Annotated in this window: 25 protein-coding genes; 14 read left to right on the forward strand and 11 right to left on the reverse strand. The window is 37.8% G+C overall.

Annotated features, from left to right (window positions below; translation table 11 throughout):
• Positions 1-36: 36 nt before the first annotated feature.
• Positions 37-456 carry a GFA family protein gene (locus ASC84_RS03945; RefSeq protein WP_056511984.1) on the reverse strand — a complete coding sequence of 140 codons (420 nt, stop codon included), beginning with the start codon at positions 454-456 and terminating at the stop codon, positions 37-39.
• Between the two features lie 166 nt (positions 457-622).
• On the opposite strand from ASC84_RS03945, the gene ASC84_RS03950 reads away from it, so the two are divergent.
• Together ASC84_RS03950 and ASC84_RS03955 are read left to right on the forward strand one after the other, a co-directional pair.
• The gene (locus tag ASC84_RS03950) at positions 623-868 is read left to right on the forward strand and encodes a hypothetical protein (RefSeq protein WP_004719281.1); all 246 of its coding nucleotides are present in this window, start codon (positions 623-625) and stop codon (positions 866-868) included.
• Positions 869-976: 108 nt separating this feature from the next.
• Complete coding sequence (locus tag ASC84_RS03955; RefSeq protein WP_004719280.1) at positions 977-1,414, forward strand: PaaI family thioesterase; 438 nt, start codon at positions 977-979, stop codon at positions 1,412-1,414.
• A gap of 36 nt (positions 1,415-1,450) precedes the next feature.
• Here ASC84_RS03955 and ASC84_RS03960 read toward each other — a convergent pair whose 3' ends face one another.
• Positions 1,451-2,140: a hypothetical protein gene (locus ASC84_RS03960; protein WP_004719277.1), complete on the reverse strand. Its 690-nt coding sequence runs from the start codon at positions 2,138-2,140 to the stop codon at positions 1,451-1,453.
• 160 nt (positions 2,141-2,300) lie between these two features.
• Entirely contained in the window at positions 2,301-2,933 is a 633-nt protein-coding gene (locus ASC84_RS03965) for a hypothetical protein (protein ID WP_056511987.1), read from the reverse strand.
• 56 nt (positions 2,934-2,989) lie between these two features.
• On the opposite strand from ASC84_RS03965, the gene ASC84_RS03970 reads away from it, so the two are divergent.
• The gene (locus ASC84_RS03970) at positions 2,990-3,562 is read left to right on the forward strand and encodes a hypothetical protein (RefSeq protein ID WP_056511990.1); all 573 of its coding nucleotides are present in this window, start codon (positions 2,990-2,992) and stop codon (positions 3,560-3,562) included.
• Between the two features lie 42 nt (positions 3,563-3,604).
• On the opposite strand, the gene yaaA is transcribed toward ASC84_RS03970, so the two are convergent.
• Positions 3,605-4,384, reverse strand: coding sequence for a peroxide stress protein YaaA (gene yaaA, locus ASC84_RS03975; protein ID WP_004719270.1), 780 nt, complete (start codon positions 4,382-4,384; stop codon positions 3,605-3,607).
• Between the two features lie 124 nt (positions 4,385-4,508).
• Between yaaA and ASC84_RS03980 the strand changes: the two genes are divergently transcribed.
• Positions 4,509-5,141: an alpha/beta hydrolase gene (locus ASC84_RS03980; RefSeq protein WP_004719268.1), complete on the forward strand. Its 633-nt coding sequence runs from the start codon at positions 4,509-4,511 to the stop codon at positions 5,139-5,141.
• 49 nt (positions 5,142-5,190) lie between these two features.
• Here ASC84_RS03980 and rtcR read toward each other — a convergent pair whose 3' ends face one another.
• Positions 5,191-6,792, reverse strand: coding sequence for an RNA repair transcriptional activator RtcR (rtcR, locus tag ASC84_RS03985; RefSeq protein WP_056511994.1), 1,602 nt, complete (start codon positions 6,790-6,792; stop codon positions 5,191-5,193).
• Between the two features lie 273 nt (positions 6,793-7,065).
• On the opposite strand from rtcR, the gene ASC84_RS03990 reads away from it, so the two are divergent.
• The 9 genes from ASC84_RS03990 to ASC84_RS04030 all read left to right on the forward strand — a co-directional run bounded on the left by ASC84_RS03990 (position 7,066) and on the right by ASC84_RS04030 (position 17,209).
• Entirely contained in the window at positions 7,066-8,043 is a 978-nt protein-coding gene (locus ASC84_RS03990; RefSeq protein WP_056511996.1) for a ribonuclease Z, read from the forward strand.
• Positions 8,044-8,635: 592 nt separating this feature from the next.
• Positions 8,636-10,267: a TROVE domain-containing protein gene (locus tag ASC84_RS03995; protein WP_056511998.1), complete on the forward strand. Its 1,632-nt coding sequence runs from the start codon at positions 8,636-8,638 to the stop codon at positions 10,265-10,267.
• Between the two features lie 1,169 nt (positions 10,268-11,436).
• Positions 11,437-11,718, forward strand: a complete 282-nt coding sequence (locus ASC84_RS04000) for a hypothetical protein (protein ID WP_004719259.1) — start codon at positions 11,437-11,439, stop codon at positions 11,716-11,718.
• Between the two features lie 722 nt (positions 11,719-12,440).
• Positions 12,441-13,706, forward strand: a complete 1,266-nt coding sequence (locus ASC84_RS04005; RefSeq protein ID WP_056512106.1) for an RtcB family protein — start codon at positions 12,441-12,443, stop codon at positions 13,704-13,706.
• A 94-nt stretch (positions 13,707-13,800) separates the two neighbouring features.
• Entirely contained in the window at positions 13,801-13,983 is a 183-nt protein-coding gene (locus ASC84_RS04010; protein ID WP_056511999.1) for a hypothetical protein, read from the forward strand.
• Positions 13,984-14,009: 26 nt separating this feature from the next.
• Positions 14,010-14,471: a DIP1984 family protein gene (locus ASC84_RS04015; protein WP_004822548.1), complete on the forward strand. Its 462-nt coding sequence runs from the start codon at positions 14,010-14,012 to the stop codon at positions 14,469-14,471.
• A 486-nt stretch (positions 14,472-14,957) separates the two neighbouring features.
• Positions 14,958-15,137 carry a CPCC family cysteine-rich protein gene (locus ASC84_RS04020; RefSeq protein WP_056512002.1) on the forward strand — a complete coding sequence of 60 codons (180 nt, stop codon included), beginning with the start codon at positions 14,958-14,960 and terminating at the stop codon, positions 15,135-15,137.
• A 410-nt stretch (positions 15,138-15,547) separates the two neighbouring features.
• Positions 15,548-16,579, forward strand: a complete 1,032-nt coding sequence (gene rtcA, locus ASC84_RS04025; protein WP_056512110.1) for an RNA 3'-terminal phosphate cyclase — start codon at positions 15,548-15,550, stop codon at positions 16,577-16,579.
• A gap of 186 nt (positions 16,580-16,765) precedes the next feature.
• A complete protein-coding gene (locus ASC84_RS04030) occupies positions 16,766-17,209 on the forward strand; it encodes a DUF2147 domain-containing protein (RefSeq protein ID WP_056512004.1) in 444 nt (147 codons plus the stop codon).
• Between the two features lie 86 nt (positions 17,210-17,295).
• On the opposite strand, the gene ASC84_RS04035 is transcribed toward ASC84_RS04030, so the two are convergent.
• The 4 genes from ASC84_RS04035 to pheA all read right to left on the reverse strand — a co-directional run bounded on the left by ASC84_RS04035 (position 17,296) and on the right by pheA (position 21,784).
• Positions 17,296-17,853, reverse strand: coding sequence for a GAD-like domain-containing protein (locus ASC84_RS04035; RefSeq protein WP_227515088.1), 558 nt, complete (start codon positions 17,851-17,853; stop codon positions 17,296-17,298).
• Positions 17,854-17,899: 46 nt separating this feature from the next.
• Entirely contained in the window at positions 17,900-18,280 is a 381-nt protein-coding gene (locus ASC84_RS04040) for a hypothetical protein (RefSeq protein ID WP_056512007.1), read from the reverse strand.
• Between the two features lie 118 nt (positions 18,281-18,398).
• Positions 18,399-20,645 (reverse strand): bifunctional prephenate dehydrogenase/3-phosphoshikimate 1-carboxyvinyltransferase, encoded by a 2,247-nt coding sequence (locus tag ASC84_RS04045; RefSeq protein WP_056512010.1) that lies wholly within the window; start codon positions 20,643-20,645, stop codon positions 18,399-18,401.
• 32 nt (positions 20,646-20,677) lie between these two features.
• The gene (gene pheA / locus ASC84_RS04050) at positions 20,678-21,784 is read right to left on the reverse strand and encodes a prephenate dehydratase (RefSeq protein ID WP_004719240.1); all 1,107 of its coding nucleotides are present in this window, start codon (positions 21,782-21,784) and stop codon (positions 20,678-20,680) included.
• Between the two features lie 251 nt (positions 21,785-22,035).
• Between pheA and ASC84_RS04055 the strand changes: the two genes are divergently transcribed.
• Positions 22,036-22,554, forward strand: coding sequence for a DJ-1/PfpI/YhbO family deglycase/protease (locus ASC84_RS04055; RefSeq protein ID WP_056512014.1), 519 nt, complete (start codon positions 22,036-22,038; stop codon positions 22,552-22,554).
• A gap of 85 nt (positions 22,555-22,639) precedes the next feature.
• Here the strand turns inward: ASC84_RS04055 and ASC84_RS04060 are convergent, their stop codons facing one another.
• Entirely contained in the window at positions 22,640-23,782 is a 1,143-nt protein-coding gene (locus ASC84_RS04060) for an acyl-CoA dehydrogenase family protein (protein WP_056512016.1), read from the reverse strand.
• 194 nt (positions 23,783-23,976) lie between these two features.
• Complete coding sequence (gene sohB / locus ASC84_RS04065; RefSeq protein ID WP_004822565.1) at positions 23,977-24,939, reverse strand: protease SohB; 963 nt, start codon at positions 24,937-24,939, stop codon at positions 23,977-23,979.
• Between the last annotated feature and the right edge of the window lie 43 nt (positions 24,940-24,982).

Genomic DNA, 24,982 nt, shown 5'->3' on the forward strand with positions numbered 1-24,982 from the left:
AACCTAAGGTCTTATCAGAATCAGTGAATAACTTATTTATAAATCAGTGGTTCCTGCAAAAAGCGCGATTACATCTGCTTCGGTTAGTTTTTTTGTGTCATTGTTAAAAGCATAAAACTCAGGCTTATTGTCTATAAAAATTTCCATATCGAATTTTATATCTTGAGGCTGTTGATCCAATGCAAATGCATTGATATTGCAATAACTTTGGTCTTTAGTCCGCCAAAATAAATTTGTGCCACAGCAGTTACAAAAACCTCGCTCGCCCCAATCAGAAGAATTATAAATACTTAAGTGCTCATCTTGAGAAAACTGTAAACTGCCCTGTTCGACATCAATCGTCATAATTACACCACTCGTTTGTCTTCTGCAAATTGAACAATGACACGCATGAACATCATGATTTTTTAATTCAACCGTAAAAGTTGTTGCCCCACAAACACATTGCCCTTTCATAATGATTTCCTTGTTTTATAAATTTTCCACAAAGATACTACGATGATGTAGTGAAATTATAGTGAAACAGATATTTTTTATCATATCCATGTTTTTTAATTGAAAAGCGAAATGATTCACTCTAAATTAGTCAATACAACAATTTAAATATAATATTTGGAAAAGTATGCGTTATAAAATTATAGATGTTTATCAGCTCCAAAATATTCAACGGTATATTGCAAAGTGCCTAAAGACACAATCACCTCAATTCATTGTGATTGAAAGTGATCAAACCTTATGTAAAGAGCTCGATATTATTGATGTCGACTTACAAGCATCGATTGCCACGTGGGCAACGGGTGAAAGAATTGATTTAAAAATCATTCATCAATCCAACCATATTGAAAAATTCTACGATTTTGAACATTAAAAAGATCAACTCAATCGTTCAAATTCAATAAAAAGTTTGACAGTAAATCCCCCAACATCATATTTTACTTTAAGTTCTCTTTTAGAACCCTATATAAAGGATAAATATATGAAACACCCAAAAGAAATGACAGGGCTTGAATTTCTACAAGCAATGGTTGCTGGACAAATTCCTAGAGCATCGATTAGTGAAACCATCCCGATGGATTTACATGAAATTTCGCATGGTCATGCAAGTTTTAAAGTCAAAGCGGACCAACGTCATTTAAATCCTTTAGGCGGCGTACATGGCGGTTTTGCAGCAACAGTTTTAGACTCAGCAACAGGTTGTGCAGTACATACCACCCTAGAAGCAGGCGTAGGTTATGGCACCATCGATTTAAATGTAAAAATGTGCCGCCCTGTACCTCAAAATAAGCAATTATTTGCTATTGGACAGTTGATTAATTTAAGTAAAAGTCTTGCCATTTCTGAAGGGAAATTGGTCGATGAAGATGGCAAATTATATGCACATGCAACAGCGACCTGTATGATTATTCGTACATAATTGACTGCTTAGAGTGCTATTTATATTGAATAGCACTTATTCAGCATTAGCCTTCGGTTCATCAACATACATCTTACCCATCTTCAACTGTTTTAGGCTCTCATCCCATTCCAAATTACGCTTACAATTGATTGCTTCTGCACGGCTAATTTCTGCCATGTTTTGCCCACAATATCCCCCACCAACTTCGACTTGAACGATAGCTTTGGCTTGATTATTGATAATCTGATAAGAAAATACCGCACTGTTAAAAATTTCTTGTATGGTTTTATGATCTTTAGATTGGTAGATCACCAGCTGATCTCCCCCATGCCCTCTAAATACACCATCTTCAACACACCGAATTGAGTCAGGTTCATAAATATATTCTGGCTGATCATCCCCAATTAAATCCACAACCGTAACAACATCTTTCATATCAACCGCTACAGCTTGCTTACAATGTTTCTGTGCATCTTTTACCTGCTGTATAAGCTCATCAGGATAATTTAACGCTTTAGATTTATGCTCTATTTTTGCTTCAGTAACAGTCGTAGGAATTTCGACTTCAACTTCACTGCTTGACTTTCCTGAATCAGCTTTTGCACGATCAACTTTGTCATTATTATCTGCTGCAATCGCTACTTTTTTCGTAGACTCCGCTGGAGCTGCATTCTGAGAATTTTGTTGAGAACAAGCGCTTAAGAAAACAAGCACTGATAAACTCAAAATATTGACAATGTTCAAAATATTTTCCTAAATATAAATAGGGTTTGATGTAAAATTTTATGTAAGGTTTAATAATGTAGTAAATACTTAATGATATGAGATTTAACTATAAAAATGAAATCAGCAAATCCATAAAAGACCGAATAATAACGATTTTTGCTCTGATATAAATTCACCTTTAAAATTTTAACAAATTTACTTTCGCATTTTGCTCAAAATGTTTTCTAAAATATTCAGTCTGATACAAAGGTTGCATGTGATAAAAATGCTGTAAAACTTCTGCTCTTTTGACTTTATAGATTTCAGCATCAACCCACGCGTATTCTTGTTGAATTTGCTGTTCATATTCTGCAAAACGTTCAGAGGGGCTAGCCAAAATTGCTAAATCGATATCAAGTAAATAATTTAAATCATGCTGTTTAGACGGTTGATGCTCTTGTGTTGCAATGATCCATTGAGAAACTTTGTCTAAGACCGATTGCGTTAAAATACCCACACAATGCTTGTACATTAATTGAGCACTTTGTTGTTCATTATCTTTTACTTGTGGATTATAAACGGCATCATGAAACCAAATTGCCAACTCAACAGCAACAGGATCATTCAATTGCGCTTTTACTTGGTGAAATAACTCAAGGCATTCGACAATATGTTGAACCGTATGATAATGACGTTGTGGCTCAGTATAAGCAGCAACAAGCAACTGCTGTAAAAAAATACACTGCTCTGTTTCGATTTCTATCTGATTCGCAAATTCAGCCCAATATTGATTGAATGGTTTGAGGTAATTTTCTGTTTTAGCTATGATCATATTTATAGAACATCTAAGACTTTATATATTAATACAACATTTTTGGCTGTTATCCCATGATCAATAAATCAAAATTTTTAGCCCCTTCTCATTTAGACAAATTTGCTTGTTATAAACACGCTGACTATTTTCAAGATCTCATTGATATTGAATGGCGAGGTCAAATACAGTCCTCCACACAAAATAAACGATTTAAAATCAAATATTATGGAGATATTTTTGAAGAATATCAGCTCATTTGTGGGACAGACTTTGCACCAGAACTCATCTACGCGGTAGATGTAGAAAGCAATGAAGAAATTTTACTTTTTGATGGTACGCAACATGGCTATGATCCCATGTTCTGCGATGAGTTTACACATAAACAAATCACCGAAAGACCGTTAATCCATTTTTATAAAGATCAGGACAATCAGGATCAATTCGAGATCATTTTTAGTGTCTATCACAATATAGATTATGATGAAGAACTAGATGATTTTCTCAATCAAGACGGTGAAATTGAGCTTATTTCGGGGGAAATAATTTCTGTTGAGAGATTAAAATTAGATGGCTTTGATTTTGTTCAAATCAAAGCGGTAAATTCGCTTGGTCATGAATACATTATTTTTGAAAAAGAGCTGGCTTAAAGCAAGCCAACTCTCTTTCAATACATTAAACGATTGAAATACTTAAGCAACTTGCTCATCACGCTTAAATACCAGTTCACCTTTCAATGAACTCTCGGCATCGAAATAATAACCATCAGTATTAAAGGATTTAAGATCATCCATTTTTTTCAATTGATTTTGAATGATGTATCGAGCCATTAAGCCACGCGCTTTTTTAGCATAGAAGCTAATCACTTTATATTTACCATTCTTCTGATCTAAGAATACTGGTTTAATAATATCAGCCTGAATTTTTGCTTCCTTGACCGATTTATAGTATTCATCAGAAGCAATATTGACCAATAACGTTGAGCCGCTTTGTTGCAAATCCTGATTGATCAAATCGGTAATTCGATCCCCCCAAAACTCATAAAGATTATGACCACGGGTATTGGCAAGTTTTATTCCCATTTCCAAACGATACGGCATCATTAAATCAAGAGGACGTAATAAGCCATATAGACCGGATAAGCTGCGTAAATGATCTTGCGCAAAATTGAGATCGTCTTGCGACAAACTATAAGCATCCAGACCTGTATAAACATCGCCTTTAAATGCAAAAATTGCTTGTCGCGCGTTGGCAAAACTAAAGTCAGCATTCCAGTCACGAAAACGCTCCGCATTGAGATTGGCAATTTTTTCACTGACACTCATCAAACTGGCAATATCTGAAGCGGAGAGTTTACGACTTAGGTCTATAAGCTGTTGAGATTGATCCAGCAGTCTTGGTAGAGTGTGCGTATCGGTCGGTAGTGCTGACTGGTAATCGAGTGTCTTAGCAGGGGAAATTAAGGCGAGCATGGTCTTCCTGATCAAAAAATAACTAATCAAACTATAACAGTCGGGATATTTTAATTCCAATTCATGTTTTCTGTGAACAGAATCGGTAAACTATCGCACTTCCCTGCTTATGATCGTTTAAATTATGTCCGAACAACTGTTCATTCAAGGTTCGGTTGGCAAAATTGAAGTTTTTGTTGACTATCCTGTGGGCGAAGTAAAAGGTTTTGCTGTCGTTTGTCATCCTCACCCACTGCAAGGTGGTACACCTCAACATAAAGTTCCTGCTTTACTTGCACAAATCCTCTCTGAACAGGGTTGTGTGGTCTATCGCCCAAGTTTTCGCGGTTCTGGACAAAGCGATGGAATCCATGATGAAGGCTTTGCTGAAACTGAAGATATTCTAGAGGTCATTAGACACGTTAGACAATTACACAAAAGTCTACCTTTCTATGTTGGCGGTTTTAGTTTTGGTGCACATGTAATGGCAAAAGCCTATCATGCGCTCCCTGATGAAATTAAACCGCAACAAGTGATCTTATGTGGTTTACCAACATCCACTGTAGATGGTCTACGTCATTATGTTACCCCAGCAATTAAAGGCGATATCCTGTTTGTACACGGTGAAGCAGATCCGACGACTAAACTCTCTGATTTGCTTGAATGGGCGAAACCACAACGTCATTTGATCACCGTATTGCCAGGTGCAAACCATTTCTTTACAGGTTATTTAAAGCAGTTAAGAATCGCAATTTCGCGTTTTCTTCTTGTGCCATAAATCTGAATTTAAAAAATTTAGGATAAATAAGGTGAGTGATTCACTTTATTTATCCGTTCACATCATCCCAACTCAAACCAAATTTCGCCAAATACTTTTTCACGCGATCGCTGTCGTTGGTGGTTTGTCTTTGCTCGCGAGATACAGAAAATAAACGCCGTCCAGCATCGGCCATGGATTTCGATTTTTGGCAAACATCAATCACCCCCTGCAATTGAATACGATCAAATTCATCAATCTGCGCCACTTGTTCAGCACTTAAAATTTTCATCAGTGACGATTGGGTTAAAGCCTCTTTATTTTCAGCAATATTCCAAATTTGTTGTAGTCGGCCAATCTCAGCATTTACTTCATGTAAACCAATACGCTCACCATTGGCTAAAGTCGCCATACGTGTCACGCTTGCAGTTAAATCACGAAAATTCCCTTGCCAACTGGCGTCTAAAGATTGCGCAAATTTTAAATATTTTTCTAAGGCATCGGTATGAAAACGTAACTGCCGTTGATGCGCAACAGCAAAACGCTGTAACTCAAAGGTGATGTTCGGTTCAATATCTTCCACACGATCTTTTAAGCTCGGTAAAAAGAAGGTCCATGTATTTAAGCGAGCCCATAGATCTTCACGGAACCGCCCTGCACGGACTTCCTCACGTAAATCTCGATTGGTTCCAGCAATCAACTGAAAGTCAGCCTGAACCTCTTTATCACTTCCTACAGGAAAGAATGACTTATCCTCCAAGGCCTTGAGCAACATGGCTTGCTCATCCAACCCTAGCTCGCCGATTTCATCGAGAAATAAAATGCCATTATCCGCACTTTTTAAATAACCAGTACGTGCTGCAATAGCACCTGTAAATGCACCTTTACTATGACCAAATAATGTCGACATCGCACTATCACCAACCAGCGTTGCGCAGTTCACATCAATAAAGCGCCCAGAAAGATGAAATTTTTCCTTTTTCAATTGATAAATTTGCTTAGCTAAATGCGACTTACCGACCCCTGTTGCACCCATAATCAAAATTGGCGCACTTGAGCGTGTTGCAACCAGTTCTACTTCTTGAATCATTTGATTAAAGTTTTGGTTCTTCGTGGCAATATTGGCTTTTAACTGCTGCCAATTTTCAGATTGTTCATGTTCAAACCGCTGGGTTAATGCTGCATATCGAGATAAATCTAAATCTATAATACGATATTCACCCTCAGGTTGTTGTTTACCTGTAGGTGCACTTTGAATGAGTTTGGCTGGTAAATAATGCGCATCAATTAATAAATACCAACATATTTGCGCAACATGCGTACCTGTGGTGATATGTAATAGATAATGATTGTTCTCAGTATCAAAAGAATATGATTTTACAAAGTCATATAATGCACCATACATATCCGAAAAATCCCAGGGATCACGGATATTCATCTTATGGCCAGTAATTTGGGTTTGCGGTGAAATTTCTAAAGCATCTTGTCGCAAATGATCAATTAAGCTGACATTTCGGCGATCATGTAATAAAACCAGCTCATCAACCACTAAATCTTCATGCATCAACAAACTCATGGTAGGACGCCAGCGTTGCCAGCGATCAAGTTTTTTCCCTTGATCTAAAGTTGAACCCACAAAACCAATCACGACTGTTTTTTTAAATTTTTGCATATTTCTATAAATCTATAAAATTTTATATATCTTGCTTAAAGCATAGTTTTATTTTGTCAAAAATCAAATACTGTTTATACCGTCATTTTTTAATATTTTAAAAATCTCAGTTTCTCTTTTGAATATAATGCGACTATACTATTGATGTACAAAGCTTTTACTCACTTCTCCCATCACCGTCTGATTCGACACTTTTTTGATGGAATCCACCCTGCTTTGTTGTAAAAACAATCATAGAAAACATTTTAAATATTCAATAGGTTTTAATTCCTCATGTTACAGTTTACATTCTTAGGGACATCCTCTGGTGTGCCCACATTAACACGCAATGTGTCAGGTTTAGCGATTCATTATTGCAAAAGCAAAGACTGGATATTGGTTGATGCAGGCGAAGGTACACAGCATCGTATTCAACAAGCAAAACTCTCTTTACAACATTTAAAAGCCATTTGCATTACGCATGTACACGGCGATCATTGTTATGGCTTGATGGGTTTACTGGCAAGTGCTGGTATGAATGCACGCAAAGATCCGATCACGCTGATTGCACCCAAAGAAATTCAGCAATGGTTTGCAGTAACCTGTCAATTCACTGAACTTTTCCTGCCTTATCCAATACATTTTATCGATGTAAATACTTTGACGAATCCCTTTCAATTGGATGAGCATATTTCCATTGACGTTCATCACTTACACCACCGTGTGACAAGTTATGCTTATGGTTTTAAAGCGACACAAACTCAGCGCAAACTCAATGTTGACGTTTTAAATCAACTCAAAATTCCAAAAGGTAAACTATGGGGTGATCTACAACAAGGTCAAAATATTGAGTGGAATGGGCAGTCCGTCTTAAGTCAAGATGTTCTCATTCAAAACACTCAAAGTGTTTATGCCATTGTCGGTGGAGATAACGATCAGCCAGAATTACTATCGAACGCTTGTCAGGATGCAGCACTGCTGATTCATGAAACAACCTATACTCAATCGATATTAGACAAAGTAGGCGCAGGCCCAATGCACAGTTCTGCGAAAATGGTCGCTGAGTTTGCAGAATCGATTCAACTACCTAATTTAATTGCAACGCATCTCAGTGCCCGTTACCACGATGCACAAGGTGTGCAAACCATTGGTAATGAAATTGCCCAGTACTATCATGGCAATTTTTACATTGCTGATGATTTTGATCAGTATGAACTAAATATGCACGGCGAATTAACACCGTTTCGCACTGGGAAACCCTGGGAAAAGTAATTTTCCCAACTTCAATTTAACGCTATGCAATATTATTGAATCATAGATGGTCGTTCTATCGTGTGGAGATATGGATATCGCCCATTGTGTAGGAATGCTGGGTACAGGATCTATCCCTCGCCCAACATGAGCAAAACAAAGCTCAGCTTTGTTTGCAGCGCAAGGTTTGGCCTCATCTTCAAAAGGTGTGGCAGTGTAAGCTTTTTATATTCAAATAGTTTATTCCGCCATGCAATTAATTTAATTAAAAATATGAATTAAAAAAAACATCTTTTTGTGCCTGAGTTTTTAATAGGTTGACTATATCCCAACTAACTTTGCTTTTAGCTGGAGTTAGTGTCCTTTTTTATTTGCACAACATTAGGCTCATTGATTTTTTACTTTAAAAATAGAAATAAAGATAAAAATCTATAAATAAAGATATTTTATTTTATACCTTTTAAATTTTAAAACAAATAACCACTGAAATTTTAAATTTTTTAAACTCATAAAATCAGTCACTTAAAAATAAAATTTCATTCCAAAACAAAACTTGGCACACTCTCTGCAATATCTATCTCAAGAAATTAAAAAATCACTTGAGGATGCTGTCATGGCGAACAAGACAATTTTTGCCTCTAAACAACAGGCAAAACCAAAAACCATTGAATACAACGAAGCTGGTGGTCGCGCATATAAATTAAAATCTCGTGCCGCATTAGCGCAGCTTGCTGCAACAGGTACACTGAATCAGACCTTTTATCAAAATGCACAAGTGCAACTTGATAATATTCTAAACCTAGCGCTTGAAGTAGAGCCTGAATTTGTGGCTAAAACTGCAATTTATGCACGCCAAAAGGCACATATGAAAGATACACCTGTAGTGTTATTGGCTTTACTTTCTGAACTTGATGCAGAATTATTTAAGCAAGTTTTTCCTTTGATTATTGATAATGGAAAACAGTTGAGAAATTTTGTTCAAATCATGCGCTCTGGAATGATTGGTCGTAAGTCATTAGGTTCATTACCGAAACGTATGGTCAATGAATGGATTCTTTCAGCATCGGATCAACAATTGATTGCGGCCAATATTGGAAACAGCCCTTCACTTGCCGATGTGTTAAAAATGACTCATCCAAAACCAAAGACAGTTCAACACGATGCTTTTTTTGCCTATGTCCTAGGAAAAGAATACCAACTTGTCCAACTACCGACTCAAGTGCAAGCATTGGAAGAGTTTCGATTGGGAACAGCAACACAAGTACCTAAAGTGCCGATGCAGCTTCTAACCAATTTAAATTTGAATGCGAAACAATGGGCCGAAATTGCAAAAAATGGTTCTTGGCAAATGCTACGTATGAACTTAAATACCTTCTTACGCCATGATGTTTTTAAAATCAAAGGAATGACAAAAATCATTGCCGATAAATTGATGGATGAGCAAGCCATAGCCAAAAGTCGAGTATTTCCATATCAATTGATGATGGCTTGGTCTGCACTTGCAGAGGATATGCCACATGAAATTGCCAATGCGCTAAAGTTTGCTATGCAGCGTGCCATCGCCAATGTACCGAAACTTGAAGGAAATGTGGTGATTGCGATTGATGTTTCCGGTTCGATGTCAAGTTCTGTGACAGGTTATCGTCAGGGTGCAACCTCTCAGTTACGTTGCGTAGATGCTGCTGCATTATTTGCTAGTGCATTTAAATATGTAAATCCAAATATTCGTTTGATGCCGTTTGATACTGAAGTTCGTCAATTATCCAATTTCAGCAAAGTACAGGAATATTTAAAACGAAAAAATTTTGGAAAACAGCAAAATTCAGAAATTGATATTTTTGCTTTGGCTAAAAAATTTGCCAGCATGTGTGGTGGTGGAACTGATTGCTCTAAGCCTTTGGAACTGTTAGTGAAAGAAAATGCCAAAGTCGATATGGTAATTTACTTCTCTGATAATGAATCATGGGCAGATCAAGTTCCAAGATCACACCGAAAAACTGGGATGATGCATTATTGGAAACAGCTAAAACAGCATAACCCTGATGCAAAACTGGTGTGTGTTGATCTGCAACCCTATACCACTACGCAAATGCCTGAACATAGCGATGTGATGAATGTCGGTGGATTTTCCGATACGGTATTTCAACTGATTGAAAGTTTTGCCAAAAATGAAATGCATGCAGATCATTGGGTAAACGAAATTGAAAAAATAGATATTACACAAACTCAGCTTTATGCAAGCTGAATGTATAAACAAATTTGATCGAGTCTCTTCAAGTGTTTACATTTAACAATGTCCACACTTGATAAGACTGGGTTAGATAAAAAGCACAAATGCCATAGGAACTACATTTCAAGATTATGCTGTTTCTATATTTAATTGTTGTGCTAAGTAAGAAATTGCCAAATGCAGATAGAACTACATTACTTTGAATAATTGATGTTTTATCGACACCTTTGTTGGCAAAATACATCGCATAAAATGCGTTAAGAACTACATCTTTAATGCGTAGGTCGGTGGTTCAAATCCACCCTTTTCACGCTTTTCCAAGTTTGAAAAGTAGCTCAGTTGGATAGAGCAACGAAACGTCTTTAACATTTTGTTTATGCAAAGCAGTAAAAGAATCAAATGTTTCAAGGACTACATCTTAAAATTGACGTCATCGGTGGTTCGAATCCACCCCATCATTTCGATGATGGTCGCCAAGCGGTAAGGCACGAGCGTCTTTGAAAAACTTGTTGATTCACTTGTAGGGCAGTATATGAAAATATACTGGGGTCATCAGTCCATCAAATACGCATAGGACTACATTAGAATTCACAGATCAGAGGTTAGATTCCTCTGCTGTATATACATACAGTCGCTTAAAGCAAAAGCGGTGAATTGTTTGTCTTATAATCAAATTTGTTGATGGACTTGTGACCTATGTTTAAACGATCAAATGCCTGTTGGATTACATCGCGATCTCACGCACAGTATTTCGGGTACTGCACATATCCAACACCAACTTTTTTTGATCTTGTATATGCAATAATGAAAGTAGATCAAATGCTTTGAGGACTACATTACGCGTTTGTCGGTGCTTCGATACCACCCTGTATGACAAAATACAGTAGCTCAGTTGGTAGAGCCACGACTGTCTTCAGCTCTTTGTTGATGTACTCTCATTATAATAAATAGATTTACACGATAAGCAGTCACGAATATAGATTGGATTTCATGGTAACGCTTTAGTGTAGGGTTTAAACCCTCCTATCGTGTTCACTCACAAAATCTAATCTTAACGTTTGTGGCTGCTTTTCTTTTTAAACTCATCATGTTTAAAAGCGATGCTTGTGAATCAACAAAAAATTTGCTAGCTTGGAGACTCACCTTAAAACCGAAGACAGGTGTCAGTCTGTAAAACGCAAATTATGTCTATACAAGTTATTGTTGACGATAACAATCTTGATCTTGCTTTAGAAAAACTAAGAGTTAAAAAGTACTATTTAGAAACTAACCACTGGTATAAGAAGTGCCAGAACTATCATGAAAAACCGCCAAGTAAAAGTCGTAAAAAAAGCGAACTGAAACTTTTAGATGGGCATAGTCAAATCCTAGAAGATGATCCTCTCGCACTGAGGTTAAAAATTCATATCGAAGAACATTATCAACCAACTGATGATAATACGATATGGGATATGAACAAAAATTAAGATTCACAAATTTCATCAAATCTAGCTTGGGAGAAGAAATTCTCCCAAGCTAGATTTCATACTATAATCTGTAACATGATAAATATCCTGAATAATAACAATGCGTACTTGGTTTGCTTTCCTCTTATTTCCTTTACTAATTTTTGTATTCTTATTTTTCTTCTATGTCATTTTTTTACTTTCACTCACTTTGGGCTGCGGTTTCCGGCAAGAAGATATCCCAACCTGTTCAAAAATTTATTATTTTTCAATTATATCAATATTCCCAATAGCTATTTGGCTTGGCTATTTTACAACTAAATTTGCACCACATTGTGGAAGATATTTCCTTAGTAGTATTTATAGCCTAATATTTTCAATCACTTTATTTGCATATTTACAAGGCTCTAAAGTAAGCCTCATCTTTTCAATTGGTTTTAGCCTCCTTTTCTTATTATGTTTAGGAATTGGTTGTTTTATATTTTATTTAAAATATAAAAATAGATAAATTACTATCTAAAATAATATTTAAATTTGCATATTTTTTTTAAAATGCACATTTAAAATAAAATATAAATTTATCTATTTATTATAAATCAATATCTTATAAAATAAAATCAATTAAAAAACAAAGTTGGCACACTCTCTGCAATATATAGAGCATACATCATGAGATGTATATAAATATCACCTGCCTGCAACCGCTTGGCAGGCAGGTTTTGAAAAGGATCAAAGCAATGACAATGTTAGTCGCAGAACAAATCGAAAAACAAACTTCCTTAGCACAGGAACGTACTTATAACGTAATTCAGGATGCTAAAGGTGTTCCTATAAAAATGTGGACCAAAGGTGTCCCTGTCGATGAGAAATCAAAAGACCAATTATTAAAAACAGCACAAATGCCTTTTATTTATAAATGGATGGCAGTAATGCCAGATGTACATGTAGGAATCGGAGCAACGATTGGAAGTGTAATTCCAACCAAAGGCGCAATCATCCCTGCTGCGGTCGGTGTAGATATTGGCTGTGGAATGATGGCTGCACGTACTTCGCTAAGCGCATCAGATTTACCAGATAACTTATACGCACTGCGTACCGAACTTGAACGTTTAATTCCGCATGGTATGACCAAAGGTCGTGGTCGTCGTGACCGAGGTTCATGGGATACACCTACTGCACGTGTTGATCAGGCTTGGGCTGAGTTGGTGACTGATTTTGAATATATCTGTGCCAAGCATCCCCGTTTGAAAAATACCAACAACCATAAACAGTTGGGTACTTTGGGAACAGGAAACCATTTTGTTGAAGTCTGTTTAGATGAGCATCAACAAGTATGGATTATGTTGCACTCAGGATCTCGTGGTGTAGGAAATGCAATTGGTAACCACTTTATTGAGCTTGCACGTAAAGATATGCAAAAGCACTTTATTAATCTGCCTGATAAAGATTTAGCTTATTTAGTGGAAGGGACTGAACACTTTGATGATTATTGGTTTGCAGTGGGTTGGGCACAACGATTTGCCATGAAAAACCGTGAGTTAATGATGGAAGCTGCGGTTCAAGCTTTACGAATCATCATCAACAAACCATTTAACGCCAAAGTGGAGGCTGTAAACTGCCACCATAATTATGTGGATAAAGAAGAACACTTTGGTCAGGAAGTGCTGGTAACACGTAAAGGCGCTGTACGTGCCCGTTTGGGTGAGTATGGAATTATTCCGGGTTCAATGGGTGCCAAGTCATTTATTGTCAAAGGTAAGGGAAATCAGGAGTCTTTCTGTTCGTGTTCGCATGGGGCTGGTCGTGTACATAGCCGTACTGCAGCGAAAAAGTTGTTTACTGTGGAAGATCAGATTGAACAAACCAAAGGTGTGGAATGCCGTAAAGATGCAGCCGTGATTGATGAAATCCCTTCTGCCTATAAACCTATTGAAGATGTGATGAAAGCACAAAGTGATTTGGTGGACGTGGTTTATACCTTAAGTCAGGTTGTTTGTGTAAAAGGTTAGTTGATGCATAAATTAGGGAGTTTAGATTGTAAAATCTAAACAATGCTATTGGGCTTTAGCTTGGGGCTATGAATGTTCAATTTGGGATGATGCATTGGATTATTCTTATTTAGAATTTTGTAATTATGATCTACCTGAAGACGATGATTATAATTTCATGACCACTTGGCATGAAAATCAAACTTTAGAAGACGTTAGAGAATTTGCCGAATCAATTTCAGTTGATACATTACCCCAGCAAACTTTATATGAAATCGTTGTGTTAAATATTTATTGACTATTAAAAGCGATAAGGAAAATAAAATGAAACTTGCAGAAGCACTCTTATTACGAAGCGATCAACAAAAGAAACTCGCTTCATTAAAACAACGTATCAATGCGAACGTATTGGTACAAGATGGTGATGAGCCATCCGAGGATCCAAATGAGTTATTAAAGCAAGTATTTGCATTAACTCAAGAATCCCAAAAACTTGTTTATGCCATTCATCAAACCAATGCTTTAGCAAAATTAACGGATGGTCGTTCATTATTGGCTTTACTTACTCAACGTGATGAGCTTGTCGAGCGCCATAAAATTTTAACCTCAGCCATCAGCAACACACAACGTGAGCCTGACCGCTATAGTACACGTGAAATCAAATGGCATAAGGTCATTCCAGTATCATCCTTGCAAAAACAATCCGATGATATTAGTGCCAAATTACGCGACTTGAATGTATTGATACAAGCCACCAATTGGCAAGTTGATTTACTTGACGTTTAAAGCCATCATTTAAAAGCTTTGATAGGGCTTACCCTATCAGATCTCGAAATATATTGGGCGAGTACAAGATCTAAGGCTGTATAGATTGAAATAAAAGTCAGCATCATTTTTGGGTAATGACAGCGAAGCGGATTTAGAGCGGAAACGCACCAATCAAATCCTTCACCTTTCATCACTTAAACCTTTGTGAATCAGAGTGACTATTCACACTGTATTACCACGTACTGACAATATATTTCACCTTTTCTCAAGTGATTCGTCATTTGAGATCACCCGAACATACTGGGCGAGTGCAAGATCCCCTACCTCCACAACACAGGATTGAAAATAAGGTGTAGTGGCTTGATGAGCGAGCGGGTTAGCTTAAAACTTTAAGCACAAATCAACCTATCACTACGTACAAGGCAAACCTTTGTGAGAGCAAAGTTACAATGCACTAAGCATCACCATGCACTGACAGTATGTTCACCCCTTTTAGGAATTTTAATGAATTACCATTGTTCTTGTTGTCATCATTACACTAGAGATCAACCTTCGGGTAATTTTGACTTTGAGATTTGTCCAGTTTGTTTTTGGGAAGATGATCCTGTACAAAATATTCATCCAAATTCAAAAAGTGGTGCAAATGCAATCTCATTAGCAGAGGCACAAGATAATTATCAATAGGGTCTGTTGACAATTCGTCTATGTTTGCGACTACGTGTGTTTTTTAGACGATACTAGGCGCGAAATACGAAATTTAGTCATTCTAAATGAGTAGTTCGTAACGACGTAGCGGCAAAAAACACACAAGTCCCGAAGGGTTGTGGCTAAAATTATCTCAGCCTACGTTATGAAACTCGAAAATAGTCTCGCTATTCTCTTCGTTTCATGCCTTGCCTGCTCAATTTTAACCTTTATGAAACTCGAAAATAGTCTCGCTATTCTCTTCGTTTCATGCCTTGCCTGCTCAATTTTAACCTACAACGCAAGCCATTTATGAAATGTCTACAGACCCTAATATGGTGTAAGTGAATTACGATTTTTAAAACATGTTCGAAAACCGAATGATTTAGAAAGAAATGATGAAAAACAAAATGAACACATTAGTAAAAAATAAAGCCATCCAAATTGATGGCTCACAAGGCGAAGGTGGAGGGCAAATTTTAAGAACTGCCCTTTCACTGTCTATGTTAACGGGTATTCCATTTGAGCTTGTGAATATTCGAGCAGGGCGTAAAAAGCCGGGCTTAATGCGACAGCATTTAGTCTGTGTACAAGCATCACAACGCATCAGTAATGCCATTGTGGAAGGTGCTGAACTACATTCACAAAAATTATATTTTCAGCCCCAACAAGTTCAGGCGGGTAAATATGATTTTCATATTGGTTCAGCCGGTAGCACAGTATTGGTTTTACAAACACTACTGCCTGCACTGATGATGCAAAATGAAATCAGTCACATCAGTATCCACGGCGGAACACATAATCCAATGGCACCGACTGCAGATTTCATAGAGTCTTGTTTTCTACCGGCTCTTCATAAACTTGGAATAAAGGTTGATTTTGAATGTGAACGTGCTGGTTTCTTTCCAATTGGTGCGGGTCAAATCAATATTACTACTTATCCTTGGATAGATAAGCTTGAATATTCAGTATTAAATAAAGGCAAATTACTGGAAATACGTGGCTATGCCGCTGCCTTAAATATTCAACAGAATATTGCGGATCGTGAACTGGAAGTATTGCATAACAAATTGAGCTTAAGCCAACGTAACAGACTAAACTTTCAAGGGATTAGCCAAGGGAATACAGCTTTTGTGGTGTTAAATTACGAACACCATCAACAAGTATTTTCTGTGTTAGGTGAAATGAAGAAAAGTGCAGAAAAAGTAGCGCATGATTTAGCCAAAGAAGTTAAATCCTTTTTAGCTTGCGATGCTGTGGCTGACGAATATCTAGCAGACCAACTTTTATTACCTTTAGCTTTAGGTAAAGGTGGTGAGTTTACTGCTCAAGTTGTCAGTGAACACACCTCGACACAAGCTGAAATGATTCAAAAATTCTTAGATTGTGAAATTCACTTTGAAGCAATCAATGATATTTTTAAGGTGAGTGTCATCACATAAGCTTCAGCTATGCTAAATCCAGCTTACAAGCTCATCAATTGCTTATCTTTATGTGCCAATTCATTTTAAATTTCATACTTATTGGCACATTATGTAAATAAATGACCCAACTATTCATTATATAATCAATGCCTTAAATAAGTATGATTTTTAAAGTAGAAAATACCCACTTAAGGAATAAGGGAAATGATGAGAGTTTTATTGGGGACAGCATGTATCGCATTTTTAACATCGACAGCTTTTGCGGAAGATATCGTGGGAACCTGGCGTTATATCGATGACAAAACTGGTGAAGCAAAGGGACTGGTTAAAATTGAAAAACAAAGTAACGGTAGCTATGCGGGTACAGCATTAAAAGCAACACCACGCCCAGGCTACACCCCAAAAGAATTTTGCACCAATTGCCCTGCACCTTATACCAACAAGCCAATTATTGGCTTACAGGTAATCTCTGGGCTAAAGACAGATGATCATGTGAGTTATACTGATGGGAAAATTATTGACCCAGTTTCAGGTAAAATCTATCGATTAAAAGGTAAAGTCAGCCCAAATGGCAAGAAACTATTTCTTCGTGGATATTTAGGTATTTCAGCGGTAGGTCGTAGCCAAACATGGTTACGTGTCGAGTAATAGCATAATTTAATTCATAATAGACATGACAGTTTTATCTCAATCAAACTGTCATTTCTAAACATCTATTTTGAATGATTTTTAAATCAGTTATTCACAGCAAGTTGATATAAAAAATCTAAATGTGTGGCTGCATCACCTTTATCTAAATTGAGATCACTGGCACGCCCACCCAATCTCAGTGCAGGAAGATAACAATACATTTGATTATCAGATAATTTATCATATTGAGTTTGTGCCTTTGCTAAGGCTGATTTTTCTAAAAATTGCTCAATGATCTCATCACCACAAATCCAGTCATTAAAAAAATCTGTTAATGACCAAGCTGTTACCCCAATATCCGAGTTGTGCGGGTCGATAAAGGATACATCCTCATCGCCATCTTCGCTTAATAAACGATAATAAAACACCAAACCAAATGCCGAAATAGCAATGGGTAATCGGGTCATATCAGGTTGATCTTTCATTAACCATGACCAAAGCACATCTTGATAAAGCTCAGGGTTAATGATCTGTAGCAAACCGTTGCCATAGAAGCCAAAACCATGATTTTGCCAAAGCTCTAAGAGCGCTTCAGGTAAATATGCTTGATATTTTTTTACAGTTTCGGGCTTACTGTATTTCCCGCCTGATCTACTGAAAATTTATCGATAAATGCTTGTAATTGCATAGCTATCCCCTAGGCTCTGCTTATACTTTCGATTCAAATCCACTAAACGCATCATCTTCTTTTAATGTATTTTCTACAGCATTTGCCAATTGCTTAATCATGCTCTGGGTTGCAATCTTCTTAAACCACGCTTGTTCTTCATCAGCATGGGCTGAAATTTCACAAGTTAATAAGCCCTGATCATTTAAATGACAATTAACTCCCAAACCAATTGGATGATTTTCTACGCTGACAGCAAGGTCTTCATCGGAGTGTGTTGTTTCCGCTTTAAAGCCATATTGAGACAGTTGTTTTAACAACAAAGTCGTCACGTATTCCTGAGTGACATAACATACATTTTCACCATGATTGTGACTGTTACTATGATTCTCACAGTTTGCTGTAAATTGTAATGTTCTCATTGCTTCATCCAAAAGGCTTTATAGTTGTATGGTTTTAGAATAAGCAATATAAACAAAACAGCCAAGCATTTGCTTGGCTGTTTTTAATTAATTATACAAATATTAGACAAGGACTGATTTATTCGCTGACTTGAATCTGAAGCCCCGCCTGATTAGTGAGTTCAGTAAATGTTGGGAAACTTGTTGCTACAGTTTCAGTACCGATAATCTTAATCTCGCCAGAGTTACGTAAACCCGCCATCGAAAAACTCATTGCAATACGATGGTCATGGTGCGATTCAATTTCACCGCCAGAAAAAATAGCAGACCAGTCGCCCGATTTACCTTTTCCTTCAATGATGATGCCATCATCAGTTGGCGTACAATCAATCCCCATGGTTTTTAAACCATCTGCCATCACTTGAATACGATCAGACTCTTTAACCCGTAATTCAGCAGCTCCTGTCAACACCGTTTGCCCTTCAGCACATGCAGCAGCAATAAACAAAGATGGAAACTCATCAATTGCCAAAGGTACTTGATCTTCTGGCATATGAATGCCTTTCAATGTACGGGTACCACGGATACGGATATCAGCAATCGGCTCACCGCCTGCAATTCGTTCATTTTCAACAGTTAAGTCTGCACCCATTTGCTTAAGGATTTCGATTACACCTGTACGAGTTGGATTAATCCCAACAGCTTCAAGGGTAATATCTGAACCTTCAGTAATGGCAGCACCCACCATAAAGAATGCAGCAGAAGAAATATCAGAAGGTACTTGAATCTCTGTCCCAACCAACTTACCACCACCGTGTAGTGAAATACGATTACCTTCCGTTTCCACAGCATAACCAAAAGCACGTAACATACGCTCAGTATGGTCACGGGTTGGTTCAGGTTCAGTCACAGAGGTTTCACCCTCTGCCCATAAACCTGCCAATAAAATCCCAGATTTGACTTGCGCAGATGCCATTGGCAAATCGTAGTGAATGCCTTTCAATGCTTGAGCGCCAGTGATTGAAACAGGCGGAGTACCACGTTCACCCGTGGTTTGAATTTGCGCACCCATTTCACGTAAAGGTTTTGCAATACGCTCCATTGGACGCTTAGACAAAGACGCATCACCCGTCATCACAGAGTCAAACTGTTGTGCTGAAAGCATGCCTGAAAGCAAACGCATCGACGTACCAGAGTTACCCATGTACAGTGCCGTTTTTGGCGCTTTTAAACCATGAATACCCACACCATGAATGGTCACTTCACCATTTTTAGGGCCTTCAATACTGACCCCCATATCGCGAAATGCTTGAAGTGTTGCTAAGGCATCTTCACCTTCAAGGAAACCTGTAACGTGGGTTGTACCTTCAGCGATTGCACCAAACATGATGGAACGATGTGACACTGACTTGTCACCCGGCACGGTAAATTTACCTTTAAATGTCTTCTCACCCGGCAAAATGGTAAATTGTTGTGTCACCTTATTTTTCTCCATCAAAGGTTTATTGGCGAGCATATGATTGAAATGCTGTCGTGCCGCTTGTGCATGTCCTAGCAATCCCATCAGGGCTTGTGAATTCTCATCTTCAATCAGTTGACGTAATGTCGCAAGTTGCGTTTCAAAACCATCAACTGCTTTCAATATGGCTGTTTTATTGGCAAAAAATATATCATGCCACATCTGCGGATCACTGGCAGCAATACGTGAGAAGTCACGAAAACCTCCAGCGGCATAACGAAAAATATCTAAGTTATCTTCACGATTTGCAAGCTGTTCGACCAGATTAAATGCCATCAGATGCGGTAAATGACTGGTATGTGCCAACACTTCATCATGTTTATCCACATCCATACAAATGACTTCTGCTTTTGCAGCCTGCCAAAGCTGAATCAGTTTTTCAACTGCCCAATCAGCACTGCTCGGCAACGGCGTTAGAATCACTTTATGATTCACAAACAAGTCAACTTTACCAGCATGGACACCTGTATGTTCTGCACCAGCAATTGGATGACCAGGCACAAAACCTACAGGAAGATTTTCACCATAGACAGCATGTGCTGCTGCCACCACATTCCCTTTGGTACTTCCGACATCGGTAATAATGGCGTTTTCAGAAACATAAGCTTGAATCGTTTCAAGCACTTTCTGTGTCGCGCGAACGGGCAAAGCCAGAACGATTAAATCTGCATCTTTTACAGCTTCGACAGGATCACTAAAACCCGCAGAAATAATTCCTAAAGCTTTGGCATCTTCCAGCGTTTTTTTTGAGCGCGTTGACGCAACAACATTTTCAGCAAGATGTTCGGCTGCAATTACACGGGCTAGACTTGAACCAATCAGTCCAAGTCCAATAAAAGCAACTTTTTTAAATAAAGGTTGTGACATAACGATTTTGAACTACCTATTTCACAACGACATCAAAGCACAGCAATCGGATATGAACCCAGTACACGTACTTCTTTAACCAGTGGGCGAATATCTTCAATCGCCGCTTTAACATTGTCCTGTTCCACATGACCTTCAAGATCAATGAAGAATACATAAGCCCATTTTTCAGGTAATGCAGGACGCGTTTCAATACTGGTCAAACTAATATTGTGTTTTGCAAATGGTGCAAGAATTTCCAATAAAGCCCCTGCACGGTCATGTGCTGAAATCAGTAATGAGGTTTTATCATTACCACTTTGTGGTACCTTTTCACGACCAATGACCAAGAATCGTGTCGTATTTTCAGGATTATCTTCAATATTGCCGTGGAGAACTTCTAAGTCGTAAATACTTGCAGCCACATCAGATGCAATTGCTGCTGAATGCCATTCATTGCGAATACGGCGAGCAGCCTCTGCATTTGAGCTTAAAGCTACACGTTCTACACCCGGATAATGTGCATCCAACCACTTACGACATTGCGCAAGTGTTTGTTGATGTGCATAAATTTGTTTAATACTGTCTTTACGAGTATTTGAAGAAATCAGGAATTGGTGATGAATACGCAATTCAACTTCACCAATCACATTTAAATGCGATGCTTTAAAACAGTCTAAAGTATGGTTGACCACACCTTCAGATGAGTTCTCAACAGGAACTAAACCATAATGTGCACTACCCGCTTCAACCTCACGGAACACTTCATCGATCGTTGGTAATGGGCGAACCACAGCATCCTGACCAAAATGTTTTAATACAGCAGAATGAGTATAAGTGCCGACTGGACCTAAAAATGCAATACTTTGTGGTGCTTCAAGTGCCAAACATGCAGACATAATTTCACGGAATAAACGTGCCATGGTTTGATCTGACAATGGCCCCTCATTGCGCTCCATAACTTGACGTAAAACCTGTGCTTCACGTTCAGGACGATAAAATAACGGATTCTCTTCTGCTGCAAATTTTGCTTTAGCAACTGATTCCGCCAGTTTTGCCCGGCGATTGATAAGTTGTTGGATTTGCTGATCTACAGAGTCAATATCTTCACGGATTTGAGCAAGATCTAGAGAAGTCGTTTTTTGATCATCGTTGATCATTGTTATGTCGCCCTTTAAAGTCGAGAATTACGAGAAGTCTATGTTTTAGACCACTGACAGTATAACAATAGTTCAGTTTAATTTGTTGGGCAATAGTGCATTTTTCAATGTTTCACTTTCAACTTATATATTGAATAAAATGTCATCACTTTATAACTTTTCTGACCACAAAATGAATTACAAAGCAGCTATAGAATTTTAAGCATTGCGCTCTATGATAAAAAGCATAAGCGCATTTCGAGACATAGAATATGAATAAAAAAATCGCTGTTCTCATTACCCATGATTTCGAAGATGCGGAATATCATCATCCCGTTGAAGCTTTTCGAGCTGCAAGCCATTCTGTGAGCAATATTGAAAAGTCTGCGGGGAATATTGTGTATAGCAAACAAAGAAAATCTTCGGTCAGTATAGATTTAGGCATTGATGAAATCTCTGTTCGGGATTTTGATGCGCTAATGATTCCTGGTGGATATTCCCCTTATCATCTTAAAGAAGATGAACGATTTATTGATTTTTTACGTAATTTTGCCAACGCACAAAAACCTATTTTTTTATGTTGTTACAGTAGCCATTTGCTTATCGATGCACAAATTGCCATTGGACGGCGCTTAACTTCGATTGAAGATATCCTCAAAGAACTTAAAGACGCTGGCGCTGTGGTTTTTGATCGCGAAGTGGTAAACGACAACAATTTATATATTTCTTCACGCTCGACTTTTGAACTGCCTATCTTTATTAATGAATGTTTAAATGTATTAAGTGCTTAATCCCTGAACCTTGATAATAAAAAACCTTCTTTAAATAAAGAAGGTTTTTTATTTGAATACTTTATCGTTGCTATTTATTTATGCATTATCGACCAATGATGCCACGTGCCACGATCTCTTTCATGATTTCATTTGTTCCACCATAAATACGTTGAATACGTGCATCTACAAAGAAACGAGAAATTGGATATTCCGTCATATAGCCATAACCACCAAACAGTTGTAGCAAGCTGTCGATGATTTTCATCTGCATATCCGTACTAAAACTTTTTAAAGCCGCTGCTGTTTCAACATCCAATTTACTTTGTTTATATAAAGCTAAATTTTGGTTATAGAATGCTGCTGTTGCCAACTCATCAATTTTTGCTTGAGCCAAAACAAAACGAGTATTTTGGAAGCTGCCAATTTTCTGACCAAACGCTTGACGTTCCTGTACATACTGAGTAGTGATATCGATTGCACCACGAATTGCACCAAGTGCCGTTGCTGCAATTGCAGTACGTTCACGAGGTAACTCCTGCATCAAATAGGCAAAACCTTGACCTGCGCTACCTAACAATTGATTTGCTGGAACTTTAACATTATCAAAGAACAGTTCTGAGGTATCTTGAGAATGCAAACCAATTTTATCGAGGTTGGTACCCTTTTTAAATCCATCTAGATGTGTATCAACCAATAAAAGTGACACACCTTTTGCACGCGCTTGCGGGTCAGTTTTTGCTGCCAATACCACTAAATCTGCATGTTGACCATTTGAAATAAATGTTTTAGAACCATTCAAAACATAATGATCACCATTTAAAATCGCACTACTACGCATGCCCTGTAGGTCTGAACCTGCACCCGGTTCCGTCATCCCAATTGCGCCCACCACTTCACCTGACACCATTTTAGGTAACCAGTATTGTTTTTGTTCTTCGTTGGCAATATGCAAAATATAAGGAGCTGCAATTTCTGAATGGCATGAAATCGCGGTAGACAATGCACCATAGCCTGCACGTGCAGACTCTTCAACCAACATCAATGAATATTCAGTTGGAACGCCGTAACCACCATACGCTTCAGGTACATCAACACAAAGATAGCCATTTTCACCCAATAATGACCATACTGAACGTGGCATTAAACCTTCTTTTTCCCATTGCTCATAAAATGGAGCAACGTTTTCACTCATAAAACGTTTAAAGTTATCACGAAAAAGTTCTAAATCTGCATCATATGCCAACATGTCTTGTATTCCTTTCAATCTGAGTTTTTGATTTTATGATCCCTAGCATGCTAATCATTTTTTGCAGACTTGTCATGACCACATGAGGTCATTTTTTCTGAGCATTTTTGCGAATAAAGAAAAGACTTTTCCATAAAAAAAGAGTAATCGGCTTTCGCCAATTACTCTTCAGGTTGTCAATAAGCAATTAAAACTTAGAATTTATCATCTTTAAACATCGGTAAAGAGGAATTTAGCTTCGTAATCTCACTCATCAATTTATTCACAACTGATGGAATTAAGGCATCTGCCATTTGTGCAGCTTGTAAACCTAACTTCTCGCCAAGTGTTGGCTTACGACGTGTTTGAATCACATATACGTCATGTTGTGGCAATAAGCTCAGCAAATATTCATCTGAAGTTTGCAATTTATCCACTAAATTTAAATTGCGCGCGTCTTCACCATACCAGTGTTCACCTGTTGCAACTTTTTCGACATTGAGTTGCGGGCGATATTTTTCAACAAAATGCTTAAATAGTTGATGCGTTTGTTGTAACTCTTCTTCAAATTTTGCTTTACCTTCTGGGGTGTTTTCACCAAACATCGTCACAGTACGCTTAAACTGACCTGCGGTATATAGCTCAAAATCAACATGATGTTCTTTTAACAGTCGATTAAAATTAGGGACTTGGGCAACAACACCAATCGAACCAACCACAGCAAATGGTGCAGAGACGATTTCACTTGCGATACACGCCATCATATAACCGCCACTCGCAGCCACTTTATCCACACAAATCGTCAGATTAAAGCCTGCATCACGTAAACGAACCAATTGTGCAGCTGCAAGACCATAACCATGCACCATACCACCGGGGCTTTCTAAACGAACAATGACACGATCACGGCCTGCTTTTGCTGTCGCAAGAATCAATGTAATCTCTTCTCTTAAGTTTTCTACAGCTGAAGCCTGTACATCTCCTTTAAAATCTAGGACATAGATTTTTTGATTATTTTTTTTACGTACTCGCGCTTCTTTTACAAACTGTTGAGTCAGTTGAAACAGTTCCAATTTCGATGCAGTAGATTGAGCAATTCTTTTTCTTTGCTCATTTATTCGGGCATTTAAATGACTGATACGAATTTCTGCGGGTACTTTGGGTAAATGAAATAACATAGAATTTATAATCTCTAATATCTAAGGAAATGCTTTTCTAATA

Source organism: Acinetobacter sp. Root1280, from assembly GCF_001425285.1.
Taxonomy (GTDB): Bacteria; Pseudomonadota; Gammaproteobacteria; order Pseudomonadales; family Moraxellaceae; genus Acinetobacter; species Acinetobacter guillouiae.

What these genes read in the sequence shown, in the direction of transcription:
- ASC84_RS04005 (WP_056512106.1), top strand. Translation starts at nt 12,441, where the DNA reads ATGTTAGTCGCAGAACAAATCGAAAAACAAACTTCCTTAGCACAGGAA.
- ASC84_RS03955 (WP_004719280.1), top strand. Translation starts at nt 977, where the DNA reads ATGAAACACCCAAAAGAAATGACAGGGCTTGAATTTCTACAAGCAATG.
- ASC84_RS04000 (WP_004719259.1), top strand. Translation starts at nt 11,437, where the DNA reads ATGTCTATACAAGTTATTGTTGACGATAACAATCTTGATCTTGCTTTA.
- ASC84_RS03995 (WP_056511998.1), top strand. Translation starts at nt 8,636, where the DNA reads ATGGCGAACAAGACAATTTTTGCCTCTAAACAACAGGCAAAACCAAAA.
- ASC84_RS03990 (WP_056511996.1), top strand. Translation starts at nt 7,066, where the DNA reads ATGTTACAGTTTACATTCTTAGGGACATCCTCTGGTGTGCCCACATTA.
- ASC84_RS04055 (WP_056512014.1), top strand. Translation starts at nt 22,036, where the DNA reads ATGAATAAAAAAATCGCTGTTCTCATTACCCATGATTTCGAAGATGCG.
- ASC84_RS04040 (WP_056512007.1), bottom strand. Translation starts at nt 18,280, where the DNA reads ATGAGAACATTACAATTTACAGCAAACTGTGAGAATCATAGTAACAGT.
- ASC84_RS04020 (WP_056512002.1), top strand. Translation starts at nt 14,958, where the DNA reads ATGAATTACCATTGTTCTTGTTGTCATCATTACACTAGAGATCAACCT.
- rtcR (WP_056511994.1), bottom strand. Translation starts at nt 6,792, where the DNA reads ATGCAAAAATTTAAAAAAACAGTCGTGATTGGTTTTGTGGGTTCAACT.
- ASC84_RS03965 (WP_056511987.1), bottom strand. Translation starts at nt 2,933, where the DNA reads ATGATCATAGCTAAAACAGAAAATTACCTCAAACCATTCAATCAATAT.
- ASC84_RS04045 (WP_056512010.1), bottom strand. Translation starts at nt 20,645, where the DNA reads ATGTCACAACCTTTATTTAAAAAAGTTGCTTTTATTGGACTTGGACTG.
- ASC84_RS03950 (WP_004719281.1), top strand. Translation starts at nt 623, where the DNA reads ATGCGTTATAAAATTATAGATGTTTATCAGCTCCAAAATATTCAACGG.
- sohB (WP_004822565.1), bottom strand. Translation starts at nt 24,939, where the DNA reads ATGTTATTTCATTTACCCAAAGTACCCGCAGAAATTCGTATCAGTCAT.
- ASC84_RS04015 (WP_004822548.1), top strand. Translation starts at nt 14,010, where the DNA reads ATGAAACTTGCAGAAGCACTCTTATTACGAAGCGATCAACAAAAGAAA.
- ASC84_RS04060 (WP_056512016.1), bottom strand. Translation starts at nt 23,782, where the DNA reads ATGTTGGCATATGATGCAGATTTAGAACTTTTTCGTGATAACTTTAAA.
- yaaA (WP_004719270.1), bottom strand. Translation starts at nt 4,384, where the DNA reads ATGCTCGCCTTAATTTCCCCTGCTAAGACACTCGATTACCAGTCAGCA.
- ASC84_RS03980 (WP_004719268.1), top strand. Translation starts at nt 4,509, where the DNA reads ATGTCCGAACAACTGTTCATTCAAGGTTCGGTTGGCAAAATTGAAGTT.
- pheA (WP_004719240.1), bottom strand. Translation starts at nt 21,784, where the DNA reads ATGATCAACGATGATCAAAAAACGACTTCTCTAGATCTTGCTCAAATC.
- ASC84_RS03945 (WP_056511984.1), bottom strand. Translation starts at nt 456, where the DNA reads ATGAAAGGGCAATGTGTTTGTGGGGCAACAACTTTTACGGTTGAATTA.
- ASC84_RS04030 (WP_056512004.1), top strand. Translation starts at nt 16,766, where the DNA reads ATGATGAGAGTTTTATTGGGGACAGCATGTATCGCATTTTTAACATCG.
- rtcA (WP_056512110.1), top strand. Translation starts at nt 15,548, where the DNA reads ATGAACACATTAGTAAAAAATAAAGCCATCCAAATTGATGGCTCACAA.
- ASC84_RS03970 (WP_056511990.1), top strand. Translation starts at nt 2,990, where the DNA reads ATGATCAATAAATCAAAATTTTTAGCCCCTTCTCATTTAGACAAATTT.